This is a genomic window from Microcoleus sp. LAD1_D5, from assembly GCF_036702115.1.
Taxonomy (GTDB): domain Bacteria; phylum Cyanobacteriota; class Cyanobacteriia; order Cyanobacteriales; family Microcoleaceae; genus Microcoleus.
This window is the reverse complement of sequence record NZ_JAUBSA010000058.1, coordinates 1-24815: the sequence shown is the minus strand read 5'-3', so window position 1 is coordinate 24815 and position 24815 is coordinate 1. Positions and strand designations below refer to the sequence as shown.

Sequence of the window (24815 nt, the reverse complement as noted above, 5' to 3'; positions counted from 1 at the left end):
GCAACAGCGACTCCCCTTAATAAGGGGGACTTTGAGAAATACTCTTGTCCCCCCCCGATGTTTTGGGGGGCTTAGCGATTTTTGGGTTATTTGCCTCTTGGAAGGACTTTCTTAGCCCGATAGCGATCGAGTAAACAAACAAACATTTCGCTCTTCCTCTATACAAATATGCGTTGGAATCCGATCCAATTTACCATCACTTCTTTAGCTGTTTGTTTGCTGTGCGTTTTACCTTTCGGTAGCTACTTTGGAGTTGCTTCTGGGGCTACCAATGGGCGACAAGGTTATTCTCAGCATCAAGTTATTCTGCCTCTCCTAACCTCTACTAACCATATTCCCTCCCAACTCCCAACTGCCCAACGTTGGTTGAATCATGTGCAGAATGAACTTCTTCCCTTCTGGACGATGCCGACTGCCTTAGGAGATCCAATCGGCAATTTCCCTTCTGTTCGTTGTAACGATGGAACACTGCTTGACCGTAGCAATCCCTGCCCGGAAATTAAAGGCAACAGTTGGCTGATAATGAATCGCAACTATGTTGTTTCTATATCTCGGCAAATCTATGGCTATGGAGTAGCCTTCCACTTAACGGGTGACCCCAAGTATTTGCAGTATGCGAAAGCAGGTGTAGATTATCTACGTCAGAATAGTTTCGATCGCAAACATGGCGGAACCTATGCCTTCTGGGAGGGTGAAACAAAGTCCTGGCAACCATCGGTTGAGTACCGCAATCCTCAAGAATTGGCTTATTCTCTTCTGGGCATCAGCTTTTATTACTACTTGACCCGTGATCCAGAAGTCTTGCCCGACATTCTAGCCGTCAAAGATTATATTCTCAAAACATACTATAACCCAAAACTGAAGGCGCTACAGTGGCAGTTAAAAGACGGAGACGATGGGAAAGCTCTTGATAAGCGTTTGACTGCTCAACTAGACCAGATGAACGCATACATGGTTCTGATTACTCCAATCCTGCCTGAACCATACCAAGCGGAATGGAAACAGGATTTGGTAGATATTTCAAATATTATGCTTGACCAATTCTATTCTCCTAATGATAATTTGTTTTTTTATGCCGCCAATTCACCCTTAGATAGGGATATCCAAAACATAAAAGTTGATTTTGGACACACTATCAAAGCGATGTGGATGATCCGTATGGCTGGTTTACTTAGTGGCAACCAGACACTGGTCAAGTTTGCCGAAAAAAATGGGCCGAAGGTTCTAGAACGAGCCTATCTCCCTAAATCGGGTTCCTGGGCATCCGAAATCAATCAAGGGGGTAAAGTTAACATAAATAAAGATTGGTGGATATATGCAGAACTAGACCAATTTACTGCCTCACTGGCTCTAGAAAACCACTCTTTAGCAATTTACCTTCCACAAACTTACGATTACTGGTTTAACTATTTTGTTGATCGGAAGTACGGTGAAGTTTGGACTGGCGTTGATGGTTCAACGAACAAAAATCTTCAGGAGCTACCCAAACAGTGGCCTTGGAAAAATGCTTACCATTCTTTTGAACACGCTCTAGTTGGCTATATTACGACCGGTCAGTTTCATCAGGAACCAGTGGTACTGTACTATGCCTTCAAGCACATCCCATCCGTTAATACAATCCGACCCTATTTCTATAAAGGCAAGATTGATAAAATCGAACCTGTGACTAATCAAGAAACAGACAGTGTATACAGAATCAAATTCTCAGATATTCATTAATAGCTGTACAGAGATTAATCAAGTGCGCTCGCGGAGATTGGTTTTGACTGTGCCTAGGAACTAGGGCGTGTTTTCAAAGCCTTATATTCCTCCCAGCCCCCCTTCAAAAAGGGGAAGCAAAGGCCTCAAATTGGATATTTTTAAGGGGAATTTAGCGGAATCTTCGAGCCGTGAAGTTCACGTTCAGTAGTTTGAAAACACGCCTTAGCGGGGCTTGGGAAGACAGTAGACTGACTAAATATTAATGACTGATGGCTGATCGCTAATGACTACTGACTAATGACTTCTAGTAATTTCTAGAGTAATTCGGCCCCCGAAATCAGGGATGGGGGCAGCAGGTTTGGAGAGTTGTAGTTTAACTTTCTCCACTAAGGGTAGTTGTAAAAGCGCTTGAGCAATAGTATCTGCTAGGCGCTCGATTAATAAAAACTTCGAGTCTTTGACTAGCTGTTGAATCAGAGTAATTGCGCTGCGGTAATCAAGAGTATGTTCGATATCATCACTTTTTCCAGCTTGCGATAAATCCAGCCAGAGAGTAACATCCACTTCAAACCACTGCCCCAAAACTTGCTCTTCAGGCAGATAGCCCGTATATCCGTAACAGCGAATTCCTGTAAGTTGAATAGAATCCATTTTGCAATAAACTAAAAGTGCGTTGCCTATACCAAGTTGTATTAAACCAGATAAAGTTATCTTTCTCTTCCCTCTCTTTGTTGGCCCTTTTCCTTCTCCCTCTGCGCCCTCTGCGCCCTCTGCGGTTAAATCACTCTTATACTATCTTAAATTTTACAACTCTCCTCCTTTCTCCAACTTGTCCAGTAAATCCTCAGCAACTTCATACCATTTCCGCCTAATTTCAGCATCTTCTGGCTTTTCTGTCAAGGTACGACCTTGGAATTCGGGATATTTATTGTAATATAATTCATCAACTTTTTGATAGAATATATCTTGATTAATGTTGAGATTTTTGCGTCGTTTCCCAATCTTTTCTTGACGAATTATTTCGGCTTCCTCTAAGGATGTATCGGGAGGTTGCTGGCGCGAAGAAAATTTAGGTAAATCCGGCAACTTGGGCAATGTGAAACCAGATTTGACTACACTAAAAGCTAAGATTCCTGGCACCAAAACCACACTTAAACTCCCTAGGGTTTTCCAAGGAATTAACTTGAATGTGCTGTTGTTATTAACCAGTTGAGGATTTTGGTGAACAGGAGTATGATTACTGGTAGAAGTTGGAGTGCTATTTTTGAAGGGGCGGCCGACAAAGTTCATTGTCACCATTTGGGAAATTATACTGCCAATTTGAGAGAGTTTTGGATCTTTGAGTGCTTCGCGGACTTCTTTTGCGGATTGGTAGCGATCGCCCGGCTGGTCTGCTAACATCTTATCCAACACAGTACCGAGATTTTGACTGACACTGACGTGCGATCGCCAATCCCAAGTTTTATTATTGATATCGTACAATTTTTGAGGCTTTTTACCGCTTAGCAGTACCAAAGCCGTGACGGCTAAAGCGTACAAATCGCTAGCTGCAGAAACTTTACCCAGCCGCATTTGTTCGGCTGGCGAATAACCCTGTTTGCCGATCGCCGTATCCGATTGTCCGTTAAACTGAAGTACGGCATTTGCTGCGATTTGCTTAACAGAACCGAAATCAATTAAAAAGGGTAGTTTGTCAGCATCATGCTGAATAATATTATCCGGGGAAATATCGCGGTGAATTAAATTTTTTGAGTGGATGTATTCTAAAACTGGTAAAAGCTGAAATAGCAGTTGAGTAACTTCGGCTTCGGTAAAATTTTTACCTTGTTGCTGGCGGGATATCAATATTTCTTCGTAGGTTTGACCCTTGATATAATCTTGCACTAAAAATAAAGATGGATTCCCACCCAAATCCGTTCGCAGGAGTTCTCGAAACCGGGGGATTTGCGGGTGTTGGAGGTTGTAAAGCATACTCGCTTCGCGATCGAACAATTCGGCAGCTTTCGGGCTGTGAACTACCGGAGAAAACTCTTTGAGTACGCAATGTTCGTTGTAGCGGTTGATATCTTCGGCGAGGTAAGTGCGGCCGAAGCCACCGCGGCCTAATTCGCGGAGGATGCGGTAGCGTTTTTCGAGAGTTGAACCGGGGGCGAGGAGGGAGGAGTTAGACATAAACAACGGAAAATTGTTCGAGTTGGGGAGTCGCCGAGCACAGTATAGCTTATTGTAGCTAAGTTTGTTTGAATGCGAGGGCGATCGCTTTTTTTGGGATGGATGAAGGAGAAGGGACACTTTGGTTAAGATTCAGTATCTACAGGCTTTTTCAGTGTCTGGTTTTATCGCCTATCGAGGATTTACAAATCCCGATGAGTAAACCCCTTCGCATCCTTCCCTACATAACTAGCGGCAACATGGCCATCTCCAACAACTCGATACTTATAGGTAATCAATCCCTCTAAACCAACTGGCCCGCGAGGCGGCATTTGCTGCGTGCTAATCCCCACTTCAGCACCGAAACCGTAGCGGAAACCGTCGGCAAATCGAGTCGAACAATTGTGATAAACTCCGGCCGCATCGACTCCATTTAAAAATGTTTTGGCGGCTTCGCTGTCTTCGGTAACAATAACATCTGTGTGTCTGGAACCGTAAGTATTGATATGGCTAATTGCCTCTTCCACAGAATCTACTATTTTGATTGACAAAATTAAATCGCTGTATTCTGTAGACCAATCCGCTTCATTTGCTTCGGCAATATTTTCGAGGATGGCGCGAGTTTTTTCGTCTCCCCGCAATTCGACTTTTTTCTGCTGCAAAGCTTCGGCAATAGCGGGCAGGAATTTCGGGGCGATCGCACTGTGAACTAACAAAGTTTCAATGGCATTGCAGGCGGCTGGATACTGAGTTTTTGCATCGACAGAAATCTCTACTGCTTTCTGAATATCCGCCGCTTTGTCTGCGTACAAATGACAAATGCCGTCTGCGTGCCCCAACACGGGAATCCGCGTATTTTCCTGTACAAACCGCACGAAGGAATTAGAACCTCTGGGAATAATCAAATCTACATATTCATCCATTTTCAGCAGTTCGATTGTTTCTTCCCGCGTGGTTAGCAACTGCACGACTTCTGGATTAACCGCTGTTTCTGCTAATGCTTGATGTATCAGTTTTGTCAATATTTCGCAGGAACGGACTGCTTCTTTACCGCCTTTGAGGATGACGCCATTTCCTGATTTGATTGCCAAGGATACTATCTGAATTAACGCCTCTGGGCGCGCTTCAAAAATAATGCCTAAAACGCCCAAAGGACAGGTGATGCGCTTCAGAATTAATCCTGTATCCAATTCACGGTGAATTTGCACGGAACCTACGGGATCTGGGAGTTTGGCAACGTCGCGCACGCCCGCGATCGCACTTTTCAACTTGCTCTCATCCAACTTTAGGCGATCGTACAGCGGTTTCGCAATTCCATCCGCCTCAGCCGCCTTGCAGTCAGCAGCATTCGCCGCCACAATATCCGGCGCAGCAGCTTCTAAAGCTTTCGCAATAGCTTCAATAGCTTGATTTTTGGACTCAGCGGACAAAACTGCCAATTTTCTAGCAGATACGCGCGTTTTTTGGGCAATTTCAATAATAGACATGGCAGTAACTTTTAAATAGTTTTGATTGTTGGGTTTTGAATTTTGAGTGTGGAATTGAATCCGCACAAATAAATTTCGGGGCGGTTTTCAGTCTTAACAATTCTAGAGGAAATTCTATATTTTTGTTGAGACTCCTTACAGCAATCCGCATTAACAGGCTAAAACAGTGAAGTATAGATAAAATCCCACGGTCATTTCCATTTGTCAATAACCTTTGGAGATTATTATGTCATCTCATGCCCCTTTACGCAAGGCAGGGCGAGCCGCCAAAGCCGGCGTTAAACTGATACAGAAAACTGGCGGGAATCTCGTTTTAGCTTCCGGCGTCACCATCACCATGCTGTTTGGTATGGTGTTAGCGCTATCTTTAGCCTCTGTTTTGATTCTCAACAGCCCCGATCCAGTCGCCGGATTGGCGATCGCACTTCCCATAACTCTGATTTTTAACATCGCTGCTTTTTTCCTATCCCCTTACTTGATGGACTTAAGCCAAAATTGGCTATACAATACTCGCTGGGTTTCCCTAGCAGAAATTGAAAGCCTAAGTCCCGAAACAGCTAAAGTTATTCAGAAGGTTTGCAAGCAGAAAAAACTCTCTTCTCCGCGTTTAGGAATTATTGACGACCAAAACCCTACTGCTTTTACTTACGGTTCCTTTCCCAACAGCGCTCGCTTAGTCGTCAGTCAAGGTCTTTTTACCTATTTAGACGACGACGAAATTGCCACTGTTTACGCCCACGAACTCGGTCACATCGTCCACTGGGACTTTGCAGTAATGACTTTAGCTTCGACTTTGGTGCAGATTACTTATTTAATTTACACTACAGCTCAAAGGATGGGTCGAAGTGGTGGCAACAAAGCTAAAGATGCGGCGGGTAGTGTAGCTGCTGTTGCTTATTTGTTTTACATCGCCGGCACTTATTTATTGCTGTATTTGTCGCGGACGCGAGAATATTTTGCCGATCATTTTGCCGCCGAAACAACCGGAAATCCCAACGCTTTGTCTCGCGCTTTGGTAAAAATTGCTTACGGTATTTTGGAAGAAGGACAAAGAGCCACCGAACCCAGCCGCTTATTAGAAGGAACTCGCGCTTTAGGCATTTACGATGCCAAAGCTGCCACATCTACTGGCACTGCTTACAGGATTTCTTCGGAACCAGAAAAGATTGGGCGAGTGTTTTTGTGGGATATGTTTAATCCCTGGGGTTGGTGGATGGAGTTGAACTCGACTCACCCGCTGACTGGTAAACGAGTTCGCGCTTTGAGCACTTATGCCGAACAATTAGGCTTGGATGTTGAGTTTGACATGGGCCGAATTATCGGCGAAGGCAACGATTTGAGCAAGCGGAGATTGTACGGCAATTTTGTGTTCGATTTGCTGCTGTACAGTGCAGAAACTCTGGGCTTAGCGGTGGGTTTTGCCATCGGCATTTCCCTGTATGCTGTAAATCCGATGATGATGGTTGCTTGTCCTTTAATCGGTTTGGGCGTGGGAATTTTGCTCAAGACTTTGGTGATGTTCCCGAATTACCAACAAGCAGAACATTTGGATGTTTTAACCTTAATGTCTGACCCTTATGCAAGTCCTTTGCGGGGTCAACCGGCGCAACTGCAAGGCGAATTAATTGGTCGCGGCGATGCGGGTTATACCTTCGGATCTGATTTGAAATTGCAAGATAGAACGGGAATGATTTATCTGCGATATGCTTCTCGTTTTGGGCCAATTGGTAATTTTCTGTTTGGCATGAAACGGGTTGAAAGTTTGATTGGAATGGATGTTAGGACTTTGGGTTGGTTCCGCCGGGGTGTTGCACCTTGGATGGATTTAATTCAGCTTGAAAGCGATAGCGGTACGGTGGTTAACAGTTATCACCGCTTCTGGTCTTTTGTGATGGGTCTCGGTGCGATCGTTCTTGGTATTGCGGCGCTATTTGTTTCATTTCCCGCTTAACTGTTGACAGGTAAAACGTTTTAAGTTAAATATAATTAAGCTCGCATTTTCGAGCTTATTTTTTTGTTACATACGGTACTATCGAATTGAATAGTGCTCTCAATTATCTTTTTTTATGACCAAAATAGTTAGTTTACGAACCGCTTTAGATTTGTTAGCGAAGGGGCGCGATAGCGCTTTTGTAGAAAAGAAAGAAGGAAGGAAGAAGTAAAGAGGGAGATCGGTGATCTTATGGTGAGAAAGAAGTAATTCATTGATGAGCAAATATGACAATCAAAGTTGCTACAATTAGTTGGTTGTTGATAGTATTAACTTTAGCAGTCAGCAACCCTAGCCAAAAAGTTAGGGGTAACTTAACAAAATTGACCGCCCAAACGGAAAACCCGGACAAAAAAAATACCATGCAACGTATTCTCGATGACAGCGCTAAATTAGAAAAACTAGCTAGCGATTTCCAATTTATAGAAGGCCCGATTTGGCATCCAGACGGCTTTTTGCTGTTTAGCGATATTCCCGCCAATATTATCTATAAATTCGGCTCAAATCAGCAAGTTGAGGTATTTCGCAGCCCTTCGGGAAAAGCCAACGGGAATACTTTAGACAAAGAAAACCGCCTACTTACTGGCGAACACGAAAATCGCCGCGTATCCCGCACAGAAAAAGACGGCAAAGTTATCACCTTGGCGGATAGATATGACGGAAAAAGGCTCAACAGTCCGAACGATTTGGTTGTTAAATCCGACGGCAGCATTTATTTCACAGATCCGTCCTACGGTGTTAGTAAAGAGCAGGAAGAGTTGGGTTTTTACGGTGTTTACAGGCTGGCAGCCGACGGAAAATTAACTCTGTTGGTTAAGGATTTGGTGGTGCCGAATGGTATCGCTTTTTCACCAGACGAGCAAAAACTTTATGTCAACAATTCGGAAGCGGGATACATTGCCATTTTTGATGTAAAACCAGACGGAACTGTTACCAACCAGCAGCTTTTTGCGGAGTTAAAAGACGCTAGTCAAGGCGGAGTTCCCGACGGTTTAAAAGTTGATGTAGAGGGGAATGTTTACAGCACCGGGCCGGGGGGAGTGTGGATTTTCTCGCCGGATGGTAAGCTTTTGGGGAAGATTTCTGTACCTGAGACGGCGACTAATGTGGCTTGGGGAGAAAGCGATCGCAAAACGCTTTACATTAGTGCAAGTAAAAGTCTTTATCGGATTCGGCTTAAAATTGCGGGCGTGCGGGCTGGAAAATAATCTAAAATAAGGCGAAGTTGAAAGTAAAGCGGTTTGTAGTGATGACTTTAGTCCTGACTACAAACACTTTTTATTAGAGGTAATTGAGCGGGCATGATATAATCTCAGTTTTGAGAATCAGTCCTGCTCAATTCTTTAATCTAAAATCTCAAATCTCAAATGGTATTAATAGCTCGGTTGCACAAATTTCTCACTGCTACAGTCGATCGCACATCCCGATCTCACACAATATTTTGGTTGACTTTGAGCTTGACATTTACCGCACTTTATGCTATTTTAGGACTCAAGCAGGTCTTCAGCGCCGAGTATATGGTGCAAGACGATGCGAGGCAGCACGTTTTCTGGATGATGCGGTTTGTCGATCCTGAATTATTCCCCAACGATTTCATTGCTAATTACTTTCAATCAGTCGCCCCCGCAGGATACAGCACGCTCTACAAATTAGCCGCAACAATTGGCATTAACCCGCTATTTTTTCACAAAATATTGCCGCTATTTCTCGGCTTAATCTCCACTTATTACTGTTTTGGCCTTTGCCTAGAAATGCTGCCAGTGCCGATGACTGGATTTATTGCATCTTTGCTGCTAAATCAGCATATGTGGATGACCGACGATTTGGCTTCCGCAACAGCAAGAGCTTTTATATATCCGATATTTCTGGCTTTTTTATATTATTTGTCGCGCAGTTCCTTGCTGCCTTGTTTGGGAGCGATCGCACTTATCGGACTATTCTATCCTCCTTACGCCTTGGTTGCTGCCGGCATTTTAGTTTTGCGGCTGCTATGCTGGAAAAACGGCGGTTTGCGCTTGTCGGGCGATCGAACTAATTACCTATTTTGCACTACAGGTTTGGGAGTAATCTTTTTAGTAATGCTGCCCTACGCCTTAGATAACTCTGAATTTGGCCCAACTTATACCGCAGCAGAAGCGAAGCAAATGGCTGAATTTGCACCAAACGGCAGAAATGCTTTTTTTCGTCCAAACCCCAAAGATTATTGGTTGACAGGGCGGGGTAGCGGGATGTTTCCCAAGTCGCTGTTTACGCCTGTAACTCACTGTGTCGGATTGCTATTTCCGTTGCTGCTGTTTTTGCGATCGGCTTTTCCCTTAGCAAATCAGATTCAAAGCAAAATCTGGCTTTTGCTTCAGCTATTTTTAGCATCCTCGGCGATGTTTCTTGCGGCTCACGCTACCATTTTTAAGCTGTATCAACCAGGCCGCTATACTGCCTACAGCTTGCGATTTATTGTTGTGTTGATAAGTGCGATCGCTCTCACTTTAATTATCGATGGAGTCGGTCATTGGGCATCAAAAACCGCAACAACATTTCATTTTAAAAGTCTAGTTGCACTAATTACGACAGCGACAATCGCTATCGCCGTTGTCCTTTATCCCTGCTTGGTCGAAAAATTTCCCACAGTTGGGTATGTAGAAGGTAAAATGCCGAGTTTGTACAAGTTTTTTGAGCAACAACCTAAAGATATCTTGATTGCTTCAATCGCGGCAGAGACTGACCATCTGCCAACATTTAGTCAGCGTTCGGTTCTGGTGGCAAAGGAATATGCAGTGCCGTACCAGAAAGGCTACTACAGCAGATATCGGCAGCGACTTAACGATTTAATTCGCGCTCAATACACTCCCGATCGAGCTGTATTGCAAAGTTTTATTAATAGCTATGGAGTTGATTTTTGGATGATCGATCGCAAGGCGTTGACTCTTCAGTATGTAAAGGATGATGGCTGGCTAAATCAATTTAATTCTACACCGCAGGCGCTGCTTTCTCTAAAACAAGGGAAAATTCCCGCCTTAGCTTCAGCAATCACAAGTTGTACTGTTTTTCAGAATCAAATTGTAGTGGTTTTGGATGCGTCTTGTATTGTGAAATTGACCGGGAATTAAGGCGAGGCAGAGCCCAAGCATCTGCGTTCTCAGGAATAGCCTGGGAACTAGAAAGCACTGTTCGGATTCTGAAGCTACATTTGCTGCACGGATCTTCTGTAGGAGCGATCGCACAATGCGTTATAATGCCGATAGGAGATAATGGTGCGGGTCAATGACACAAGTTCTCGATCGGGAAACTCTCGATGGGCGAGTGGTGCTCAACGGCACTTGGGAGCAATTCAAGTTAATCCAGAAGGTTTCGGAAGATTCCCCTGGCATAAAGTTGTCTTTTTTTGCAGGGGCGATCGAGATTCTGATGCCGGGATTCCAACACGAAAATTTTTCTGAAATCATCGGTTATTTGGTGACCACTTTTCTGCTGCAACAAGGTATTAAGTTTTACCCTTCTGGTTCAATGACGCAGGAGAAGACGCCAGAAGCTTCAACTCAAGCAGACAAATCGTTTTGTTTGGGAGAACCTAAGTTGATTCCCGATTTGTCGATCGAGGTGATTTATACTAGCGGTGGACTGAGCAAGTTGCCAAAATATCGCGCTTTGGGCGTGCCTGAAATCTGGTTTTGGGAAGATGGCACGCTGCGGCTGTATCATCTTGGGGAAGATGGCTACGAGCAAGTAATTCAGAGTCAACTGTCAGGATTGGAAACGCTAGATATCGATTTGCTAAGACGCTGCATTTTAATGGGTGAAACTGATTTAGCTGAAGCGGTTAAGGTTTTTGGGCAGGGAATCTCGCTCGATCGTACATGACAGCAAAACGTTCGATTTTCCTAATTCGCGATCGAAATTTTAGTGGTTTTGGCAACATCTCGAAAAAATAGCCTCCCTATATCCGGGACTTCTTAAATAAGTCTGGTTATGCTGTTGCTGGGAACGAGAAATACAGTCTTTTGTAGGGGGAATCCCCCTGTGGTTGCAACTCCTAATTGGTAATGTTGCAGATATCGTGCAATTAAATAATCTCCGCAATCAAAGCTGAATATAGATCCGGGGTCAAGTTCACAGACAATGAAAATTGCACAAAAGCTCGATCGCCAATTATCTCTTGGGCACAAACATGACAACACTTTACGTCAACCCGCAAACAGGCAGCGATTCCGCAGTCGGCAGCCAATCAGCCCCATTCAAAACTATAGCCCGTGCGATCGCCCGCGCTGCATCAGGAACTACGATTCAACTAGCACCGGGAACTTACAGCGCAGCTAGTGGCGAACAATTCCCCTTGGAAATTCCCTCAGTAGTAAAAGTTATTGGCAATGAAACTAACAAAGGTAGAGGCACTCTAATTCAAGGAAGCGGCAAATTTGTCAGTCCCAGCGCTGCGGGTCAAAATATCACCATACTGCTAGCAACTAATTCCCAATTGCGCGGAGTAACTGTTACTAATCTCGATAGTCGCGGCACGGGAGTCTGGATTGAGTCCACTTCTCCGACTGTGGCTAACTGCACTTTCACTCAATGCAAGCGCGAAGGCATTTTTGCCACGGGAACCGCTAATCTTGCGATTCTCGACAACATATTTGTAGAAAACTCAGCGGCTGGCATAATTACGGCGGGAACTGCTAAAGGAGCAATACGGCGCAATATTTTTCAAAAGACGGGTTTCGGCATTTCTCTGCAAGCTCAGTCGGCTCCTTTGATTGCTGATAACCAAATTTTGGAAAATCGCTCCGGTATAGTTTTAGCGGGGGAATCTCAGCCGATTTTACGCAAGAATCGCATTGAAAAAAATACTGAAGATGGTTTGACTGCGGTGGGGAAGTCGCTGCCAGATATTGGTACGGCTCAAGATTTGGGCGGCAATATTTTTCTGAATAACGGTGAATTAGACTTGCAAAATGCGACTGGCGTTAAGATTTCTGCGGTGGGAAATCAGCTCAATTCTTCACGGGTGAAAGGTTTATTTGATTTGGGCAATGTGACGCCAACTCCGACTCCTGGCGGGCTAAACTTCAGCGACATCAGCACGCACTGGGCTAAGGATTTTATCGATCGCTTGGCAAAGATGAATATTGTTAGCGGGTTTCCCAACGGCACTTTTCAACCTTACGAGAGTGTAACTAGAGCTGAGTATGCGGCTATGTTGGCTAAGGCGTTTGAATTGGTGCCGCGCCGTGAGGCGACGGTTTTTAAGGATGTGGCGGCGGATTTTTGGGCCAAGGGAGCGATCGCCCAAGCTAATCGAGCTGGCTTTTTGGCTGGATATCCAGACAGCACGTTTCGCCCGGAGCAGAATTTGACTAGAGTTCAGGCGATCGTATCTTTGGTAAACGGCTTGCAGTTGGGCGGCGGCAACCCCAATTCTTTGAGCGTTTATGTCGATCGAGCTCAGATTCCCAGTTTTGCCACCGATGAGATAGCAACCGCCACAGAGCGCAAAATCGTGGTCAACTATCCCGCGCGCGAAAAGCTTTCCCCCACCCACGACATCACCCGTGGCGAGATATCCGCCCTCATCTACCAAACTCTGGTAGCCACAAAGCGGGCCGATCCTATTAACTCTCCTTACATCGTCTAAGGGAATTGGGAGACAACGGAGAGGAGAACTTGGGGTACAAAGAACCAACCCATATCCCCTCGCCCTTGTCTCCGATTGCCTCACTCTCACCCACTCTCACCCACTCTCACCCACTTCCACTCTCCCAAGTCTTGATTTGCGAGTACCCGAATCGTTTTATGATTAAACATTAAGAAATTAAGCAATCCTTAAGGTTCGACTGTCAAATTATGGCTAAAATTCAATTCTCTCGGGGTATAGACGAAGATGCTGTGCCCGAAGTGCGCCTAACCCGTTCTAAAACGGGAGCTCAAGGCACTGCCACGTTTATCTTTGAAAATCCCAAAGCTCTCAGCAGCACCAGTACCGAAGACATTACTGGAATGTACATGATCGACGAAGAAGGCGAACTCCTCACTCGCGAGGTTAAGGCTAAGTTTATCAACGGTCAGCCTGCGGGTTTGGAAGCTCTTTATCTAATGAGAAGTCCCGAAGAATGGGATCGATTTATGCGTTTTATGGAACGCTACTCGGAATCAAACGGCTTAGGATTTAGCAAGGCATAATGGGTAGTTGGTAATTGGTAATTGGTAATTGGTAGTTAGCCGATCGCCCTTTGCCGATTGCCGATTACTTAGAAGAAGAAACTATGACGACGCAAATTCCTCACCCCGACTTATCTAAAATAACCGTCAATTGCGCTATCATTACTGTTAGCGACACGCGCTCGGCAGAAACAGACAATAGTGGCTTGTTAACTAAGAAGCTGCTAAAAGATGCGGGTCACTCTGTGGTAGCTTACACTGTTGTTAAAGATGATGCGGCCAAAATTGTATTGCAAATGCAGGCTTTTTCCCAGCGTGAAGATGTGGATGCAATCATTTTTAACGGCGGCACGGGCATCGCTCCCCGAGATACGACTTATGATGTGATGGAGAGTTTGCTTGACAGGATTTTACCGGGATTTGGGGAGATATTTCGCTTTTTGAGCTATCAAGAAATTGGTTCGAGGGCGATCGCCTCTCGCGCAGTTGCAGGGGTGTATCAAGGCAAGTTAGTCTTTTCTCTTCCGGGATCTAGCAATGGTGTGAAACTAGCTGTGGAAAAGCTAATTTTACCCGAATTAGTTCACTTGGTGACGCAGTTGCGCGGAGGGTGAGAGCGAAAGTTCGGTTAATGGATTGACAATTAAGAAATTTGGTTACAAATCGCCCGAGGAATCCGTGGAGTGAGAAAAAAGCTTTGAATCCTCATCGCAAGCCCCCGGGTTTAGCAGTGAAGTCGCTTTCTTCAATCTAAAATCTAAAATCTCAAATCTCAAATCGACTGACTGCATTCACCGCAAGAAACGGGTGGCTTTGAGCCTACTCTATGGCTAAAGTAAGGAAACATTAAAATTCCCTTGACTTAGACTAGATGATTTCGATGCAGAATGCGAGTGTCTATGCTAGCGAAGATTATCACCGGATTGCTCGGGCGATCGCCTTTATGCGACAACATTACCTAAACCAGCCCAATCTGGCAACTGTGGCCCAGCACATAGGACTTAGTGAATATCATTTTCAACGGCTATTTACTCAATGGGCCGGCATTAGCCCCAAGCGGTTTTTGCAATATCTGACAGTTGAATATGCCAAGTCACAAATCACTCAGACTAAAAGCCTTCTAGACCTAACATTGGACGTGAGACTATCGAGTCCCGGACGATTACACGATTTATTTGTGAGCTTAGAAGCAATGTCACCAGGGGAGTTCAAAGCAGGCGGAGCAGGTTTGCAAATTCGCTATGGCATTCATGATACCCCCTTTGGCACATCTCTAATCGCGACAACTACCCGTGGTATTTGTAATCTTTATTTTTTGGAGACAACAGACGAACAAACCGCCGCACAAAGACTTCGATTGGCATGGAAAAACGCTGAAATCATTCGTGATGAGCAAGCGACTCAATCATTGCGTGACCTGATTTTCAATTCAGAAACTCTCAGCGAGCAAAAACCACTAACGCTCTTGGTAAAAGGCACTAACTTTCAGATTCAAGTTTGGCGAGCACTTTTGCAATTGCCATTTGGTGCGATCGCAACTTATCAAACTATAGCTCAACTGGTAGCACGCCCAACTGCTGCTAGAGCTGTAGGAAATGCGATCGGTAAAAATCCGATCGGCTATTTAATTCCATGTCACCGAGTCATTCGAGAATCTGGAGAACTCGGTGGCTATGGCTGGGGAGTAGAGCGTAAAACAGTCATGTTAGGTTGGGAAGCTAGCCGTACAATCTGCGATCGATCCCGATAGCATTACTATTTTTGCTACTTGCCGAAGCAATCGATCGCAGATAAATTTCAGGGTGCAAGGTCGATCGATAATACACTAGAAATATTGCTGTATCGCCAGTTTTTCAATGACCCTGCCTACCGGATCACGTTCTCCTGCTTTGTTCCAAACGCTTTCGCTGGTAGCTGACCCGATCGCATTTTTTGATCGCTACTCTGCCAAATACGGCGATACATTTACCGCCCGCGTGTTGGGGCCCGCTTCGCCCCCCGTGGTGTTTCTGGGCAGTCCAGAAGCGATTCAGGCGGTGTTTACGACGTTAGCCGATGCCTTTGAGTTTGGCAAAGTGACCAACGTATTTCGCCCGCTGGTGGGAAATGAATCCCTAATTATGAATGAAGGGCCGCGACATCTGCGACAGCGACAGCTATTAATGCCCGCGCTGCATCGCGAACAGTTGCACAGTCAAGGGCATTTGATTGTTGATTTGACGAAAAAGCAGACGATCGACTGGAAAGCCCCAGATGCGATCGCAGTCCGCGAAGAAATGTCAGAAATTTCACTGCAAGTAATCTTGCAAGTCGTGTTTGGATTAGTGCCGGGAGAGCGCTACGAACGGCTGAAACAATTGCTCAGTAAGCTTTTAGAGGCGATCACTTCTGAGCTGTACTCTATACAATTTTTCTTTGAACCGTTGCAGCAAAATTTGGGCTCTTGGAGCCCGTGGGGGCAGTTTTTGGAGCAGATGGCGCAGATTGACTCGCTGATTTATGCGGAAATTGCCGAGAGGCGATCGCATTCTCTCGATTCGTCTCGCACGGATATTCTGTCAGTGTTGATGATGGCCCGCTACGACACCGGCGAATCGATCGGCGATCGAGAATTGCGCGATCAGTTGATGACGCTGTTGTTGTTGGGACATGAAACGACTGGATCGGCGTTGACTTGGGCGTTTTACTGGCTGCATCAGTTTCCCGAATGCCTTAGTCGGTTGCGGCAGGAATTGGATGAATTGGGCGAAAATCCCGATCCGATCGCACTTTCGCAGTCGCCCTACTTAACAGCAGTCTGCAAGGAAGCGCTGCGGGTTTATCCAATTGCCTTAATTTCGCAGCCGCGCAAGGTGAAACGGACGATCGAACTCGAAGGCTATACATATCAACCGGGAACGATTTTAATCCCCTGTGTCTATTTGGCGCACCGTCGCCCTGAAACCTACGAAAATCCCGCCGGGTTCAATCCCGATCGCTTTTTAGACCGCAAGTTTTCCGCCTCTGAATTTTTACCGTTTGGAGGCGGGAGTCGAAGCTGCATCGGGATGGCGTTATCGCTGTTTGAAATGAAGCTGGTTTTAGCCACAGTGCTGTCTTCCCGTGAGTTTGTATCGAATCTCGATCGGCCAATTCGTCCCGCCCGCCGGGGAATCACCTTTGTGCCGCCCGATCGATTTCGATTAACGGTTGTGGGCGATCGGCGTTAGATTCAGTAAAACGCCGTCTCAAGCAAGATATATTATTCGATGAAAATCCCCGCAACTTTGTCTCCATTCATAGTCATGTGTGCCACAAATTCATCTCCACCATCTTCAAAACTCAGCTTCCACAAATAAATCGGAAAATTACCTTGTTTTATCTCACCAAAATAATTAATTGAGTATCCCTTTTGCAGGCGGGAAGCAAGCTGCTCGCTAACATCGTCAAACATTTTTTGTGTAATGCTCGCTTTGTAGCCTGCATCACCGACTGTAGTAAAAAGCTCGTAATTTTTCGATGCAGTGGCATCCAAGATAACCTGCAAACAATCGATGATGTTTTGAGAGGGGTCGGTCGGGTTCATGCTCATGTCCTTCTTTTAGGGTTCTATCAAAATGTCTAACAAATGGTGCTGTGAATAGCTTCTACGGCTGTCTAATATCAAATCCGGTAGCATCGCCATTATTTATCAGTAGGGGGTGCGATAGCAGAAATTTTTAAATCCACAGATTAGACTATTTACACTCACGCACCGCCCCAAGGATTGAATAATATCTATGCAACTTTACCATTTATAGCAGTTTTCAATCGAATTAAATAAATACAGCTTTAGACACGGCAGTGCCGTGTCCTACCCGATATCTGTACTTCACTTTACTGAAAACCGCTATATTGCCTTAGCAACAATAGTCCGGTGTCGGACTGTATTGCAAGTAATTGTCGGCTGTGCAAAACCGGAATCTACCAAAGCTTGCTCGATATCTAACCCAAAATACTGATCCAAATAAGGCTCCGTACTCTTGAGCAAAGTCAAAATATAAGGAGGCATTTTGGCATACACTTCCGACTGAGGATTCATATCCATAATTGTCAAATGTCCGCCAACACGCAGCAAACGCCTCGCTTCCCGGAATATTTCTCTAGTAGCTTTCTGCGGCAATTCGTGACAAACTAAACAAATAGAAACTAAATCAAAAGCCGCCGCCGGCAAACCAGTAGATTCAGCAGCAGCGTGAACCCAAGTCGGAGATTTTTGATTTAAAGATTCAGATTCTCGCTGTTGGGAACGGTATTTAGCAACTGCTAAAAAATAAGGCGACAACTCCACCCCAGTCATCTTCGCTTCCGGGTAAACATCCCCAAGGGCAAAGGTACTCATTCCCACACTGCATCCCAAATCAACAATATCCTGCGGTGAAGAAGCAATTTGAGATTTGATGACTTCGTGATAGCTGGCGCGGAGTTTAGCATCGCCTTCTGCACCCGCTTCCGGCCAAATTCCCGCGTGAACTGTACGGGCGGCAACTTCTACTTCTGTAGCAGCTTCCCAACTCATATTACCTTTTTCATAAGCGTGAAATGAAGTTAGATAATATTTCGGGTAAACCAGATCGGAATTTTGGACACTGAGCAATTCTGCATCCCAATTTCGAGCTAAAAGTGCTTGCGATTCTTGTCGCCAATGCACTCCAATTTTTTCGGCTCTTGTTATCATCATTTCCCGCGCTTGGTGCTTGGCTAGATTAGCCAAAGGCTTGATGGAAAGGACGCCATTTACTAAGCGCGAGGCTAATCCCGGAGTTTTGTTAACTGCAACCGTCATGTTTTATGTTTTTCTATTTTGCGCCACTTATTTTAACACAGTGCGAGGATTTTGAGTCGATCGATATAATGAAACTTAACTTGGTGAGGGCGAGTGAAATGCAAATGTTTTGGGAAAAAGACTTTTTTAAATGAACTGCAGAGGGCGCTGAGAACGCAGAGTTAGAGAAGAGAGAAAAGATCAGAGTAGGGCAAAAGTGGATCGGGTGGTATAATATTTATTTGTGCTTACCTACTTCCTTCTGGGGAATTCATCTGGAATCTGGAATCGGATTTGCCGAAGTTGGAGTATTTGGAAGAACACTTTAAATCTGGCTATTCAGGAGTTTGTGATGAGCAAATCTATTGTGGAATTGGTTGACAATTTGCCGTCTGGGGGCGTCACTGTGATGATGCTCAAATCCCTCGATTTTGTGGTTCCGGGGGAGTGGAACAATCTCACGGGTTTTGATAATACTATTCAAGCGGTGACAGGGGAAACAAAGCGCAAATTAGTTGAGAAAATTCGCGATCGCGCGATCGAGCTTTACGCTAACCCCAACGAGCCATATCAAGGCGTAGTCAGGCTTTACCAGTTAGCAGACAGCGCCGATACTGCGTTAGGTGCAACGGCTATGGCGAATAAAATCGGCGAAAACATTGGCTTTCTTTCCTTTCTCAACCGCCTCACTCCCAAAGCTGACACAACTCAAACGATCGACTTGTGCGTCAAAGTGGCGATCGAGCTAATTGCCTACTGCAAACTTAACAATATTTCCCTTGACAATGTGGGAAGCTTTGGTAATTATTTATCCCATTACAAAGGCGAATCTCTGATGCGGATGGCTGCTTTAGTTTGTGCTGACGGTTTAATTCCCCTTGGCCCGGACTTCATTCGAGTAGCACAAAATACCCTAGGCGGATTGAATCCTTCAACCTTGCAGCAAAACTCAACATTCCAAAATATCAGCAACCTAATTCCCGGTGCAAATAATTCACAAAAGTTCGGATTTGTGACAACAACTTTCGCTTCAGCCCAAGGTTGGATGAACAATTTAGTACAGTCTCGCGGCTTAACTCCCGCCATAGTTTTAGGCCATCTCAAGCAATACGTTGATGTTACCGATGACAAATTGGATTATGTGGCGGCGTTTTTAGACATGACTACCAATTATTACGAACATACGGGAATTCAGACGGTTGCTCGCCGATTGATCGATCGAGCTTATGCTGAAATAGCCTCCGGCCGATCCTAGAAAAGTCGTTCCCAGGTGAGGGAACAGAGGAAGGCAGAGCATGGTAACGAGGGAACTTGTTAGTAGGTTCGCGTTTGCCATGCTGTTGAGTCTCTGCGCCCGTGAAAAATGGCGGTCACTATCACTCGGCTTGATAGAATGCGATAATACACAGCATAGGGAAAGCGACGCACCACCGATCGCCGAAGATCGCGATAGACAACTGGATAGGACTCCGGCATCTGGCAAATTTGATCGAGCATTTCGTCCATACAGTCTAAAAACTCGTCACCAAGTCCTAGTTGCTGACTTTCATACCAAGTGTATGCTTCATCAACTTCTTCACGAACTTCTGGACGGAATACTAACGCATAATTGATAGTTTATTTTCGTGCTTTGACTGAAGCTTTAACTCCTTCCCAAGTCAGCACATTATCAGGATTTGCTTCAGAATCATCAATTCGGCGATCGATTTCCTGCTTTTGAAAGTCTGTCAGGTCTGGGTGAACCTGTTCTGCCGCTATACTGTCTAAGATTGCTTGTACAAGACGAATCCGATCTTGAACGCTGAGGGCGACGATCTGATTTAAAGTGCCTGTGAAATCCATAAATTTGAGTTAAGCGCCAAGGACTTAGTAGATTATTATAACTCAAAACCAAGCTCGAGCCAGAGCCAAAGCATCTGCGTTTCCAGGCAGATCCTAGGGACGAGGGAATAAACCTCGCAATGTGAGTTAAAATAAGCAGATTATGTTTAGCAAACCTCTTTTAATCGCATTGTGAAAAACAAATCGCTTCCTTCATCCGTAACAGTCAAGCTCGGCAAATTTGTCTGGACATCAATGTGGCAATTAATGATGTCAAAACTAGCACCACCCGATCGCACCGGAGCATACATTCGCCCCAGCAGCAGTTTCCGCAACTTTGTCAGCACTGCACCAGACAACCCTCACGGGCCCGCTGCGGGACGGTACCGCCTCTTCGTGGGTACGGGATGCCCTTGGGCGCACCGCACACTGGTGACGAGAGCGCTCAAAGGGCTTGAAGATGCGATATCCGTGTCTATTGTCTATCCCTCTGAAGGGGGAATGTGGGTGATGGAGTCGGAGACATTTGGCTGCAACACGATGCCGGAACTTTACCAGTTGGCTTTACCGGGCTATCAGGGGCGGTGTACAGTGCCGGTGCTGTGGGATGACTCGAAAAAGGCGATCGTCAATAACGAAAGTTCGGAAATTATTGTAATGCTAAACTCGGAGTTTAACGAGTTTGCTAGCAATCCTGAAATGGATCTTTATCCTCTGGATTTGCGAGAACAAATTGACGAGTGGAATGAGAAGATTTACCAATCGGTGAATAATGGCGTTTATCGCTGCGGTTTCGCGCAATCTCAAGCTGCTTATGACTCGGCTGGTAGTGAATTGTTTGCTGTTTTAGACGAGATCGATCGATCGCTCTTGAGGAGTCGTTACCTTTGTGGCGATCGGGTGACGTTAGCAGACGTGCGGCTATTTACTACTCTATTCCGTTTTGATGCAGTTTACTACAGCTTGTTCAAATGCAATGTGCGCCGCATTCAGGATTACGAGCATTTGGGAGCTTATCTGCGCGACTTGTATCAGTTACCGGGAGTTGCTGGCACTTGCGATTTAGAGGCTGTGAAGCGTGATTATTACGGCAATTTATTCCCGCTGAATCCAGGCTGCATTATCCCCGCAGGGCCCGATCCGGCGAGCTTGCTCAAACCTCACGATCGAGAAAAAGTCCCACACAAACCAGGTGTTTGAACAAGTTGGCGCGGACTCGATCTTATGCTTGAATTTCACTTGTTGGCTGGTTGACTTCTTCGTCTTTAACATCAAAATCAATTCGTGCGTAAATCTCTCTCAGCGACATATGAAATTCTACGGATTCTAGGATTAATACAGATTCGTCTGAATCATATTCTGTTAATACCCATTTTCCATTAGAATTTTTAGCAAATTGTTCCATGTGATAGCTGTATTGGTCAATTAAAATGTATTCTCGAAATTCCGGGATTGAGCGATAGGCGAGAAATTTACCACCTCGATCGTAGTCTTTGGTTGAATTGGATAAAACCTCGACGATTAGCAGAGGATTTGTGACAATTGTTTTGTTACTTCCTTGATAGACTGGTTCTCCTTGAATGACGATGATATCGGGATAGACGTAGCGGCGAGTTTGGGGTATCCACAGGCGCACATCATTGATAAATGTCTCGTAATCTTGACCATTCACAGTCAAGGGGAATTTTTTGTAAAAGTTCCCAGCGATTTTGTTGTGGTTTGCTGTTCCGCCTGACATTGGTACTATCTCCCCATCAAGGTATTCACTTTTGTCGATCGCACTTTCTTCTAATGCGAGATATTCCTCTGGCGTGTAGTAGCGTTTCTCTGTTTGTGGTTGCTTTTCGATTGCTGGTTTTTCTTGGGTTTGCATTGCCATTCCCTTCTGCTCTCAAGTGATTTTATGATAACATGAAATAAGTTATTAAGTAGACCCACCTCAAAAAAACACTCACCAGCCCGACTGCTTCTTAAATAAATCGGGGATGTTACAGCCATCGCGTTTTTCTTTTACACTATTTTAGGCTAAAATTTAATGACAATAAGTTTTTATAGGGGGTGTAAATAGGGCTGATTTACATCAGGAACCAGTGAAATTATCACTCAAATAAAACAGCAGGGTTTAGATATTGTCAATGAAGCTTTAGCCTTGGAATTAACCATTTTTGAACTATGTGGAGAGACAGAGGCAACGATTACCGCACTGGATGAAATGAAAAGTGCAGCCGAAGATGCTGAATCCTCTTACTCTCAACTATCTACTATCCAGCTTCAAATTGCCCAATCTCAACCTGTTGCGTCTCCTGATATGCTACAATTACTAGAACGAGCTATAGCACGAACCCAAGCAAAGATTCCGGCACTGGAGCGTAGTATTGAAGAAGTTAAGATGGAATATAATTTGCCATGAATAAACAACCGCGCATCCCCGCTCCCGAAACATCCAAACGTTTGCTATCTAACCTCCGCCGAACTCGGATGGAGGTTCAAGAAGTCAATTTAGAATTAGGAGAAATTAACGCCATGCTGGCCGAACAGCTTCGTCAGCAAAGATTGAATCGAGTCAGGCGATTGCTCCATAGCTCAACAGCAGAATTGTAAATTAGCCAAAGCCACAAAAAGTTTAAGGAACGCGATCGCTTTTTTTGAACCGATCCCTCGCACAGGCGGGACGATGGAGGCGGATGGATGAAAGGGCGGGCGGGACACCACACAAGATTTTTATTGGTTTTGTTTGTGCAAATTAAATGTGTTTTAGCTTATTAAGAAACCTTCAAAACTTGATTAAAAACCCGGTTTTTTGAAAAAACCGGGTTTTTAGATCGCTGCTTACAGACTAGCTTTTTGATTCACTTTGAATTTCCGCGCTCTAGAGAAATGGGGGGTATACATCTATCCGGCAAAATTTTATTTTTATGCAAATTTCGGCTAAAGTCGGCGTAGAGCCTGGAAACGAAGGATTGTCAAGATCATTTATAGTCTCGCTAAATGTCCTGACTGTTATTTCGCCGCCTAAATCCTGAGCGAGTAAATCTATACCGTTAATAACTTTATTTGGCTCTGCGATACTCAAAACCTCATAGCATTTTTCCCGATAATCAGGACGATCTTGAAAATACTGAATCGATCGATCGGTTCCATAACTTGATAAGCTGCTTCAGCTTTGTCGATCGCCTTTTGAGGAATCGGAGTCGCTAACCTTTGAATAGCCAAGTCGATTAAATCTCTAGAATTTACCCCATCGCTCGACTGTCATCGGCCTTTGCCCATAAATTTTCTGCTATACTATCAATTTGATTCAAACAAGGAACAGGCGACCAATTGGGATAATACAGTTTTATTGTTTGGCATCAATTAACTGGGGGACTGAGACGACGATGAACCAAGGAACCATTAGAGACATTTAGTGAGGCCTTAGAAGCTTTCTTTGAGAAGAGCTATATCTTATAGATTTGTGCGCGGGCTGCAAGAAAACATGGACGCCCAAGCTGCATATAAAGATCGTTTAGGCTTGGTTTGGGCTTAAAATTTGTTTAAGTCCCGCTAGCTGTTGTTTCACTCACATCAAATTGTATTCCTAACATTTTAAATATCGAAAGTTGATGCAAGTTAAATAAAGTTAATAGAATTTCAGTAGCATCTGTTAACTTACGATGGCGGCCCCATGCCGCCTTAATAAGTCTCGTTTTTTTGCTCTATTTCTGCTTGTTTTTGAGCGTGTAAACCCTCAGCGTGAACAATTAATTAAATTTATCTAGTTGTTCGTAGTTCATACCTAGCAACCTTTGAGTTTCAGATGGAGGCTTATCAATATATTCCTGAAGCTGACTCATATTTTTGGTAACGGTAAAATCCTATTTTATACTATCGGCGATCGCACTAGCAATTTTTATTTCGGAGAGGTCTAATGAGGCAAGAGCTGTGGAATTCTTGCCTATACAAACAGGCCGTTAAATTATTAGCCAATTAGCTCAAAACCCTTAGCAGGAGAGGAAACACTATTCTTAATCCGCGCCGCCACTACCATCAGTAGCAAGGCCAAACTGTCGTCAGAGAGTCCATCAACCAATATCTGCATATCTAACAAAGACTCTAGTTGCTTTGGCACTGACATCTGGCTGCTGTTGCCAAATCCCTCTCCACCCGTCAGCCGATTACAGAAGTAAACGCGGGCTCCCGGCTTAATCTGGTCCATTGCCTCGATTAATTTCCACAGCACCTCCGTAGAGATGCCTGTCTTGTCCCGCCGAAACTCAGAAATATGATTCTCGCTAACGCCTGAAAACTTGGATAACTGTTTTCCAGATATCCCGTAGCGTTCAATAGTCATCCTAAAAATTTCGGAAATCATTGTAACGTTTTGTGACAAAAATCTATGATTAGCCTTGAGCGGTGGTATTGTCCTGAAGTTATCGGTCAATAGCCCCAGTAACAGCTTAACAGCTTTAATAACTCAATCAATTATAACTCTGCCCGCATAATGTAGTGTCGGCGCAGTTTTATTTTGCCCTGAGCACAATAGACGCCAACCGAATTTAAGCTTCCAGCCTTAACGCAATAAGGCTTGTAGACTCCTCATCGGTGATGTCTAATGGCTGCGGCTTGTTTTACGAAACGAAAGGCAAGATTTGAATACTAATGGCAGAGTATGGTATCTAGTACAGCATGGCGGAAATAAAGTACCTATTTTATGGGAGACTGGGGCTAAGTGAGATAAATTGCACTCAGAACA

Annotated in this window: 24 protein-coding genes and 1 pseudogene; 15 read left to right on the top strand and 10 right to left on the bottom strand. The window is 44.7% G+C overall.

Annotated features, from left to right (window positions below; translation table 11 throughout):
* Positions 1-168: 168 nt before the first annotated feature.
* Complete coding sequence (locus QUA70_RS21100) at positions 169-1719, top strand: AGE family epimerase/isomerase (protein ID WP_333349634.1); 1551 nt, start codon at positions 169-171, stop codon at positions 1717-1719.
* A 276-nt stretch (positions 1720-1995) separates the two neighbouring features.
* Here the strand turns inward: QUA70_RS21100 and folB are convergent, their stop codons facing one another.
* The 3 genes from folB to QUA70_RS21085 all read right to left on the bottom strand — a co-directional run bounded on the left by folB (position 1996) and on the right by QUA70_RS21085 (position 5339).
* Positions 1996-2352 carry a dihydroneopterin aldolase gene (folB, locus tag QUA70_RS21095; protein ID WP_333326172.1) on the bottom strand — a complete coding sequence of 119 codons (357 nt, stop codon included), beginning with the start codon at positions 2350-2352 and terminating at the stop codon, positions 1996-1998.
* Between the two features lie 153 nt (positions 2353-2505).
* Positions 2506-3873, bottom strand: a complete 1368-nt coding sequence (locus QUA70_RS21090) for a serine/threonine-protein kinase (protein ID WP_333349632.1) — start codon at positions 3871-3873, stop codon at positions 2506-2508.
* Positions 3874-4055: 182 nt separating this feature from the next.
* The gene (locus QUA70_RS21085) at positions 4056-5339 is read right to left on the bottom strand and encodes a glutamate-5-semialdehyde dehydrogenase (RefSeq protein WP_333326168.1); all 1284 of its coding nucleotides are present in this window, start codon (positions 5337-5339) and stop codon (positions 4056-4058) included.
* Positions 5340-5565: 226 nt separating this feature from the next.
* Between QUA70_RS21085 and QUA70_RS21080 the strand changes: the two genes are divergently transcribed.
* The 9 genes from QUA70_RS21080 (at position 5566) to QUA70_RS21040 (ending at position 16688) form a co-directional block, all read left to right on the top strand.
* Positions 5566-7290 (top strand): zinc metalloprotease HtpX, encoded by a 1725-nt coding sequence (locus QUA70_RS21080; protein WP_333349630.1) that lies wholly within the window; start codon positions 5566-5568, stop codon positions 7288-7290.
* 266 nt (positions 7291-7556) lie between these two features.
* Positions 7557-8537, top strand: coding sequence for an SMP-30/gluconolactonase/LRE family protein (locus QUA70_RS21075; RefSeq protein ID WP_333349629.1), 981 nt, complete (start codon positions 7557-7559; stop codon positions 8535-8537).
* 159 nt (positions 8538-8696) lie between these two features.
* Entirely contained in the window at positions 8697-10436 is a 1740-nt protein-coding gene (locus QUA70_RS21070) for a hypothetical protein (protein ID WP_333349627.1), read from the top strand.
* Positions 10437-10590: 154 nt separating this feature from the next.
* The gene (locus tag QUA70_RS21065; protein ID WP_333326161.1) at positions 10591-11187 is read left to right on the top strand and encodes a Uma2 family endonuclease; all 597 of its coding nucleotides are present in this window, start codon (positions 10591-10593) and stop codon (positions 11185-11187) included.
* A gap of 307 nt (positions 11188-11494) precedes the next feature.
* Entirely contained in the window at positions 11495-12955 is a 1461-nt protein-coding gene (locus QUA70_RS21060; protein WP_333349625.1) for a DUF1565 domain-containing protein, read from the top strand.
* Positions 12956-13164: 209 nt separating this feature from the next.
* Positions 13165-13500, top strand: coding sequence for a photosystem II reaction center protein Psb28 (psb28, locus tag QUA70_RS21055; RefSeq protein WP_333057059.1), 336 nt, complete (start codon positions 13165-13167; stop codon positions 13498-13500).
* A gap of 83 nt (positions 13501-13583) precedes the next feature.
* On the top strand, positions 13584-14093 hold the full coding sequence (locus QUA70_RS21050) for a MogA/MoaB family molybdenum cofactor biosynthesis protein (protein WP_190733295.1): 510 nt from the start codon (positions 13584-13586) through the stop codon (positions 14091-14093).
* 266 nt (positions 14094-14359) lie between these two features.
* Positions 14360-15229, top strand: a complete 870-nt coding sequence (locus QUA70_RS21045) for a methylated-DNA--[protein]-cysteine S-methyltransferase (protein ID WP_333349624.1) — start codon at positions 14360-14362, stop codon at positions 15227-15229.
* 106 nt (positions 15230-15335) lie between these two features.
* Positions 15336-16688, top strand: a complete 1353-nt coding sequence (locus QUA70_RS21040) for a cytochrome P450 (protein WP_333349622.1) — start codon at positions 15336-15338, stop codon at positions 16686-16688.
* A 32-nt stretch (positions 16689-16720) separates the two neighbouring features.
* Here QUA70_RS21040 and QUA70_RS21035 read toward each other — a convergent pair whose 3' ends face one another.
* Entirely contained in the window at positions 16721-17044 is a 324-nt protein-coding gene (locus QUA70_RS21035; protein WP_333349620.1) for a hypothetical protein, read from the bottom strand.
* Positions 17045-17347: 303 nt separating this feature from the next.
* The gene (locus QUA70_RS21030; RefSeq protein ID WP_333349618.1) at positions 17348-18283 is read right to left on the bottom strand and encodes a class I SAM-dependent methyltransferase; all 936 of its coding nucleotides are present in this window, start codon (positions 18281-18283) and stop codon (positions 17348-17350) included.
* Between the two features lie 331 nt (positions 18284-18614).
* On the opposite strand from QUA70_RS21030, the gene QUA70_RS21025 reads away from it, so the two are divergent.
* Positions 18615-19517 (top strand): hypothetical protein, encoded by a 903-nt coding sequence (locus QUA70_RS21025; protein ID WP_333349616.1) that lies wholly within the window; start codon positions 18615-18617, stop codon positions 19515-19517.
* 59 nt (positions 19518-19576) lie between these two features.
* Here QUA70_RS21025 and QUA70_RS21020 read toward each other — a convergent pair whose 3' ends face one another.
* Positions 19577-19876: a type II toxin-antitoxin system RelE/ParE family toxin gene (locus tag QUA70_RS21020; protein WP_333349659.1), complete on the bottom strand. Its 300-nt coding sequence runs from the start codon at positions 19874-19876 to the stop codon at positions 19577-19579.
* Positions 19877-19879: 3 nt separating this feature from the next.
* Complete coding sequence (locus QUA70_RS21015) at positions 19880-20104, bottom strand: addiction module protein (protein WP_333349614.1); 225 nt, start codon at positions 20102-20104, stop codon at positions 19880-19882.
* Positions 20105-20338: 234 nt separating this feature from the next.
* On the opposite strand from QUA70_RS21015, the gene QUA70_RS21010 reads away from it, so the two are divergent.
* A complete protein-coding gene (locus tag QUA70_RS21010) occupies positions 20339-21283 on the top strand; it encodes a glutathione S-transferase C-terminal domain-containing protein (protein WP_333349657.1) in 945 nt (314 codons plus the stop codon).
* A gap of 22 nt (positions 21284-21305) precedes the next feature.
* Here the strand turns inward: QUA70_RS21010 and QUA70_RS21005 are convergent, their stop codons facing one another.
* Positions 21306-21956, bottom strand: a complete 651-nt coding sequence (locus QUA70_RS21005) for a Uma2 family endonuclease (RefSeq protein ID WP_333349655.1) — start codon at positions 21954-21956, stop codon at positions 21306-21308.
* A gap of 276 nt (positions 21957-22232) precedes the next feature.
* Between QUA70_RS21005 and QUA70_RS21000 the strand changes: the two genes are divergently transcribed.
* Positions 22233-22493 (top strand): hypothetical protein, encoded by a 261-nt coding sequence (locus QUA70_RS21000; protein WP_333326138.1) that lies wholly within the window; start codon positions 22233-22235, stop codon positions 22491-22493.
* Positions 22490-22684, top strand: a complete 195-nt coding sequence (locus QUA70_RS20995) for a hypothetical protein (protein WP_333349612.1) — start codon at positions 22490-22492, stop codon at positions 22682-22684. The genes QUA70_RS21000 and QUA70_RS20995 overlap by 4 nt, the downstream gene beginning before the upstream one ends.
* A gap of 468 nt (positions 22685-23152) precedes the next feature.
* Here the strand turns inward: QUA70_RS20995 and QUA70_RS20990 are convergent, their stop codons facing one another.
* A complete protein-coding gene (locus tag QUA70_RS20990) occupies positions 23153-23296 on the bottom strand; it encodes a hypothetical protein (protein ID WP_333349611.1) in 144 nt (47 codons plus the stop codon).
* Positions 23297-23413: 117 nt separating this feature from the next.
* Here QUA70_RS20990 and QUA70_RS20985 point away from each other — a divergent pair.
* Positions 23414-23609 (top strand): annotated as a pseudogene (locus QUA70_RS20985) (IS701 family transposase); the annotation flags it as partial.
* Positions 23610-24041: 432 nt separating this feature from the next.
* On the opposite strand, the gene QUA70_RS20980 reads toward QUA70_RS20985, so the two are convergent.
* Complete coding sequence (locus QUA70_RS20980) at positions 24042-24413, bottom strand: helix-turn-helix transcriptional regulator (RefSeq protein WP_333326132.1); 372 nt, start codon at positions 24411-24413, stop codon at positions 24042-24044.
* Positions 24414-24815: the final 402 nt, after the last annotated feature.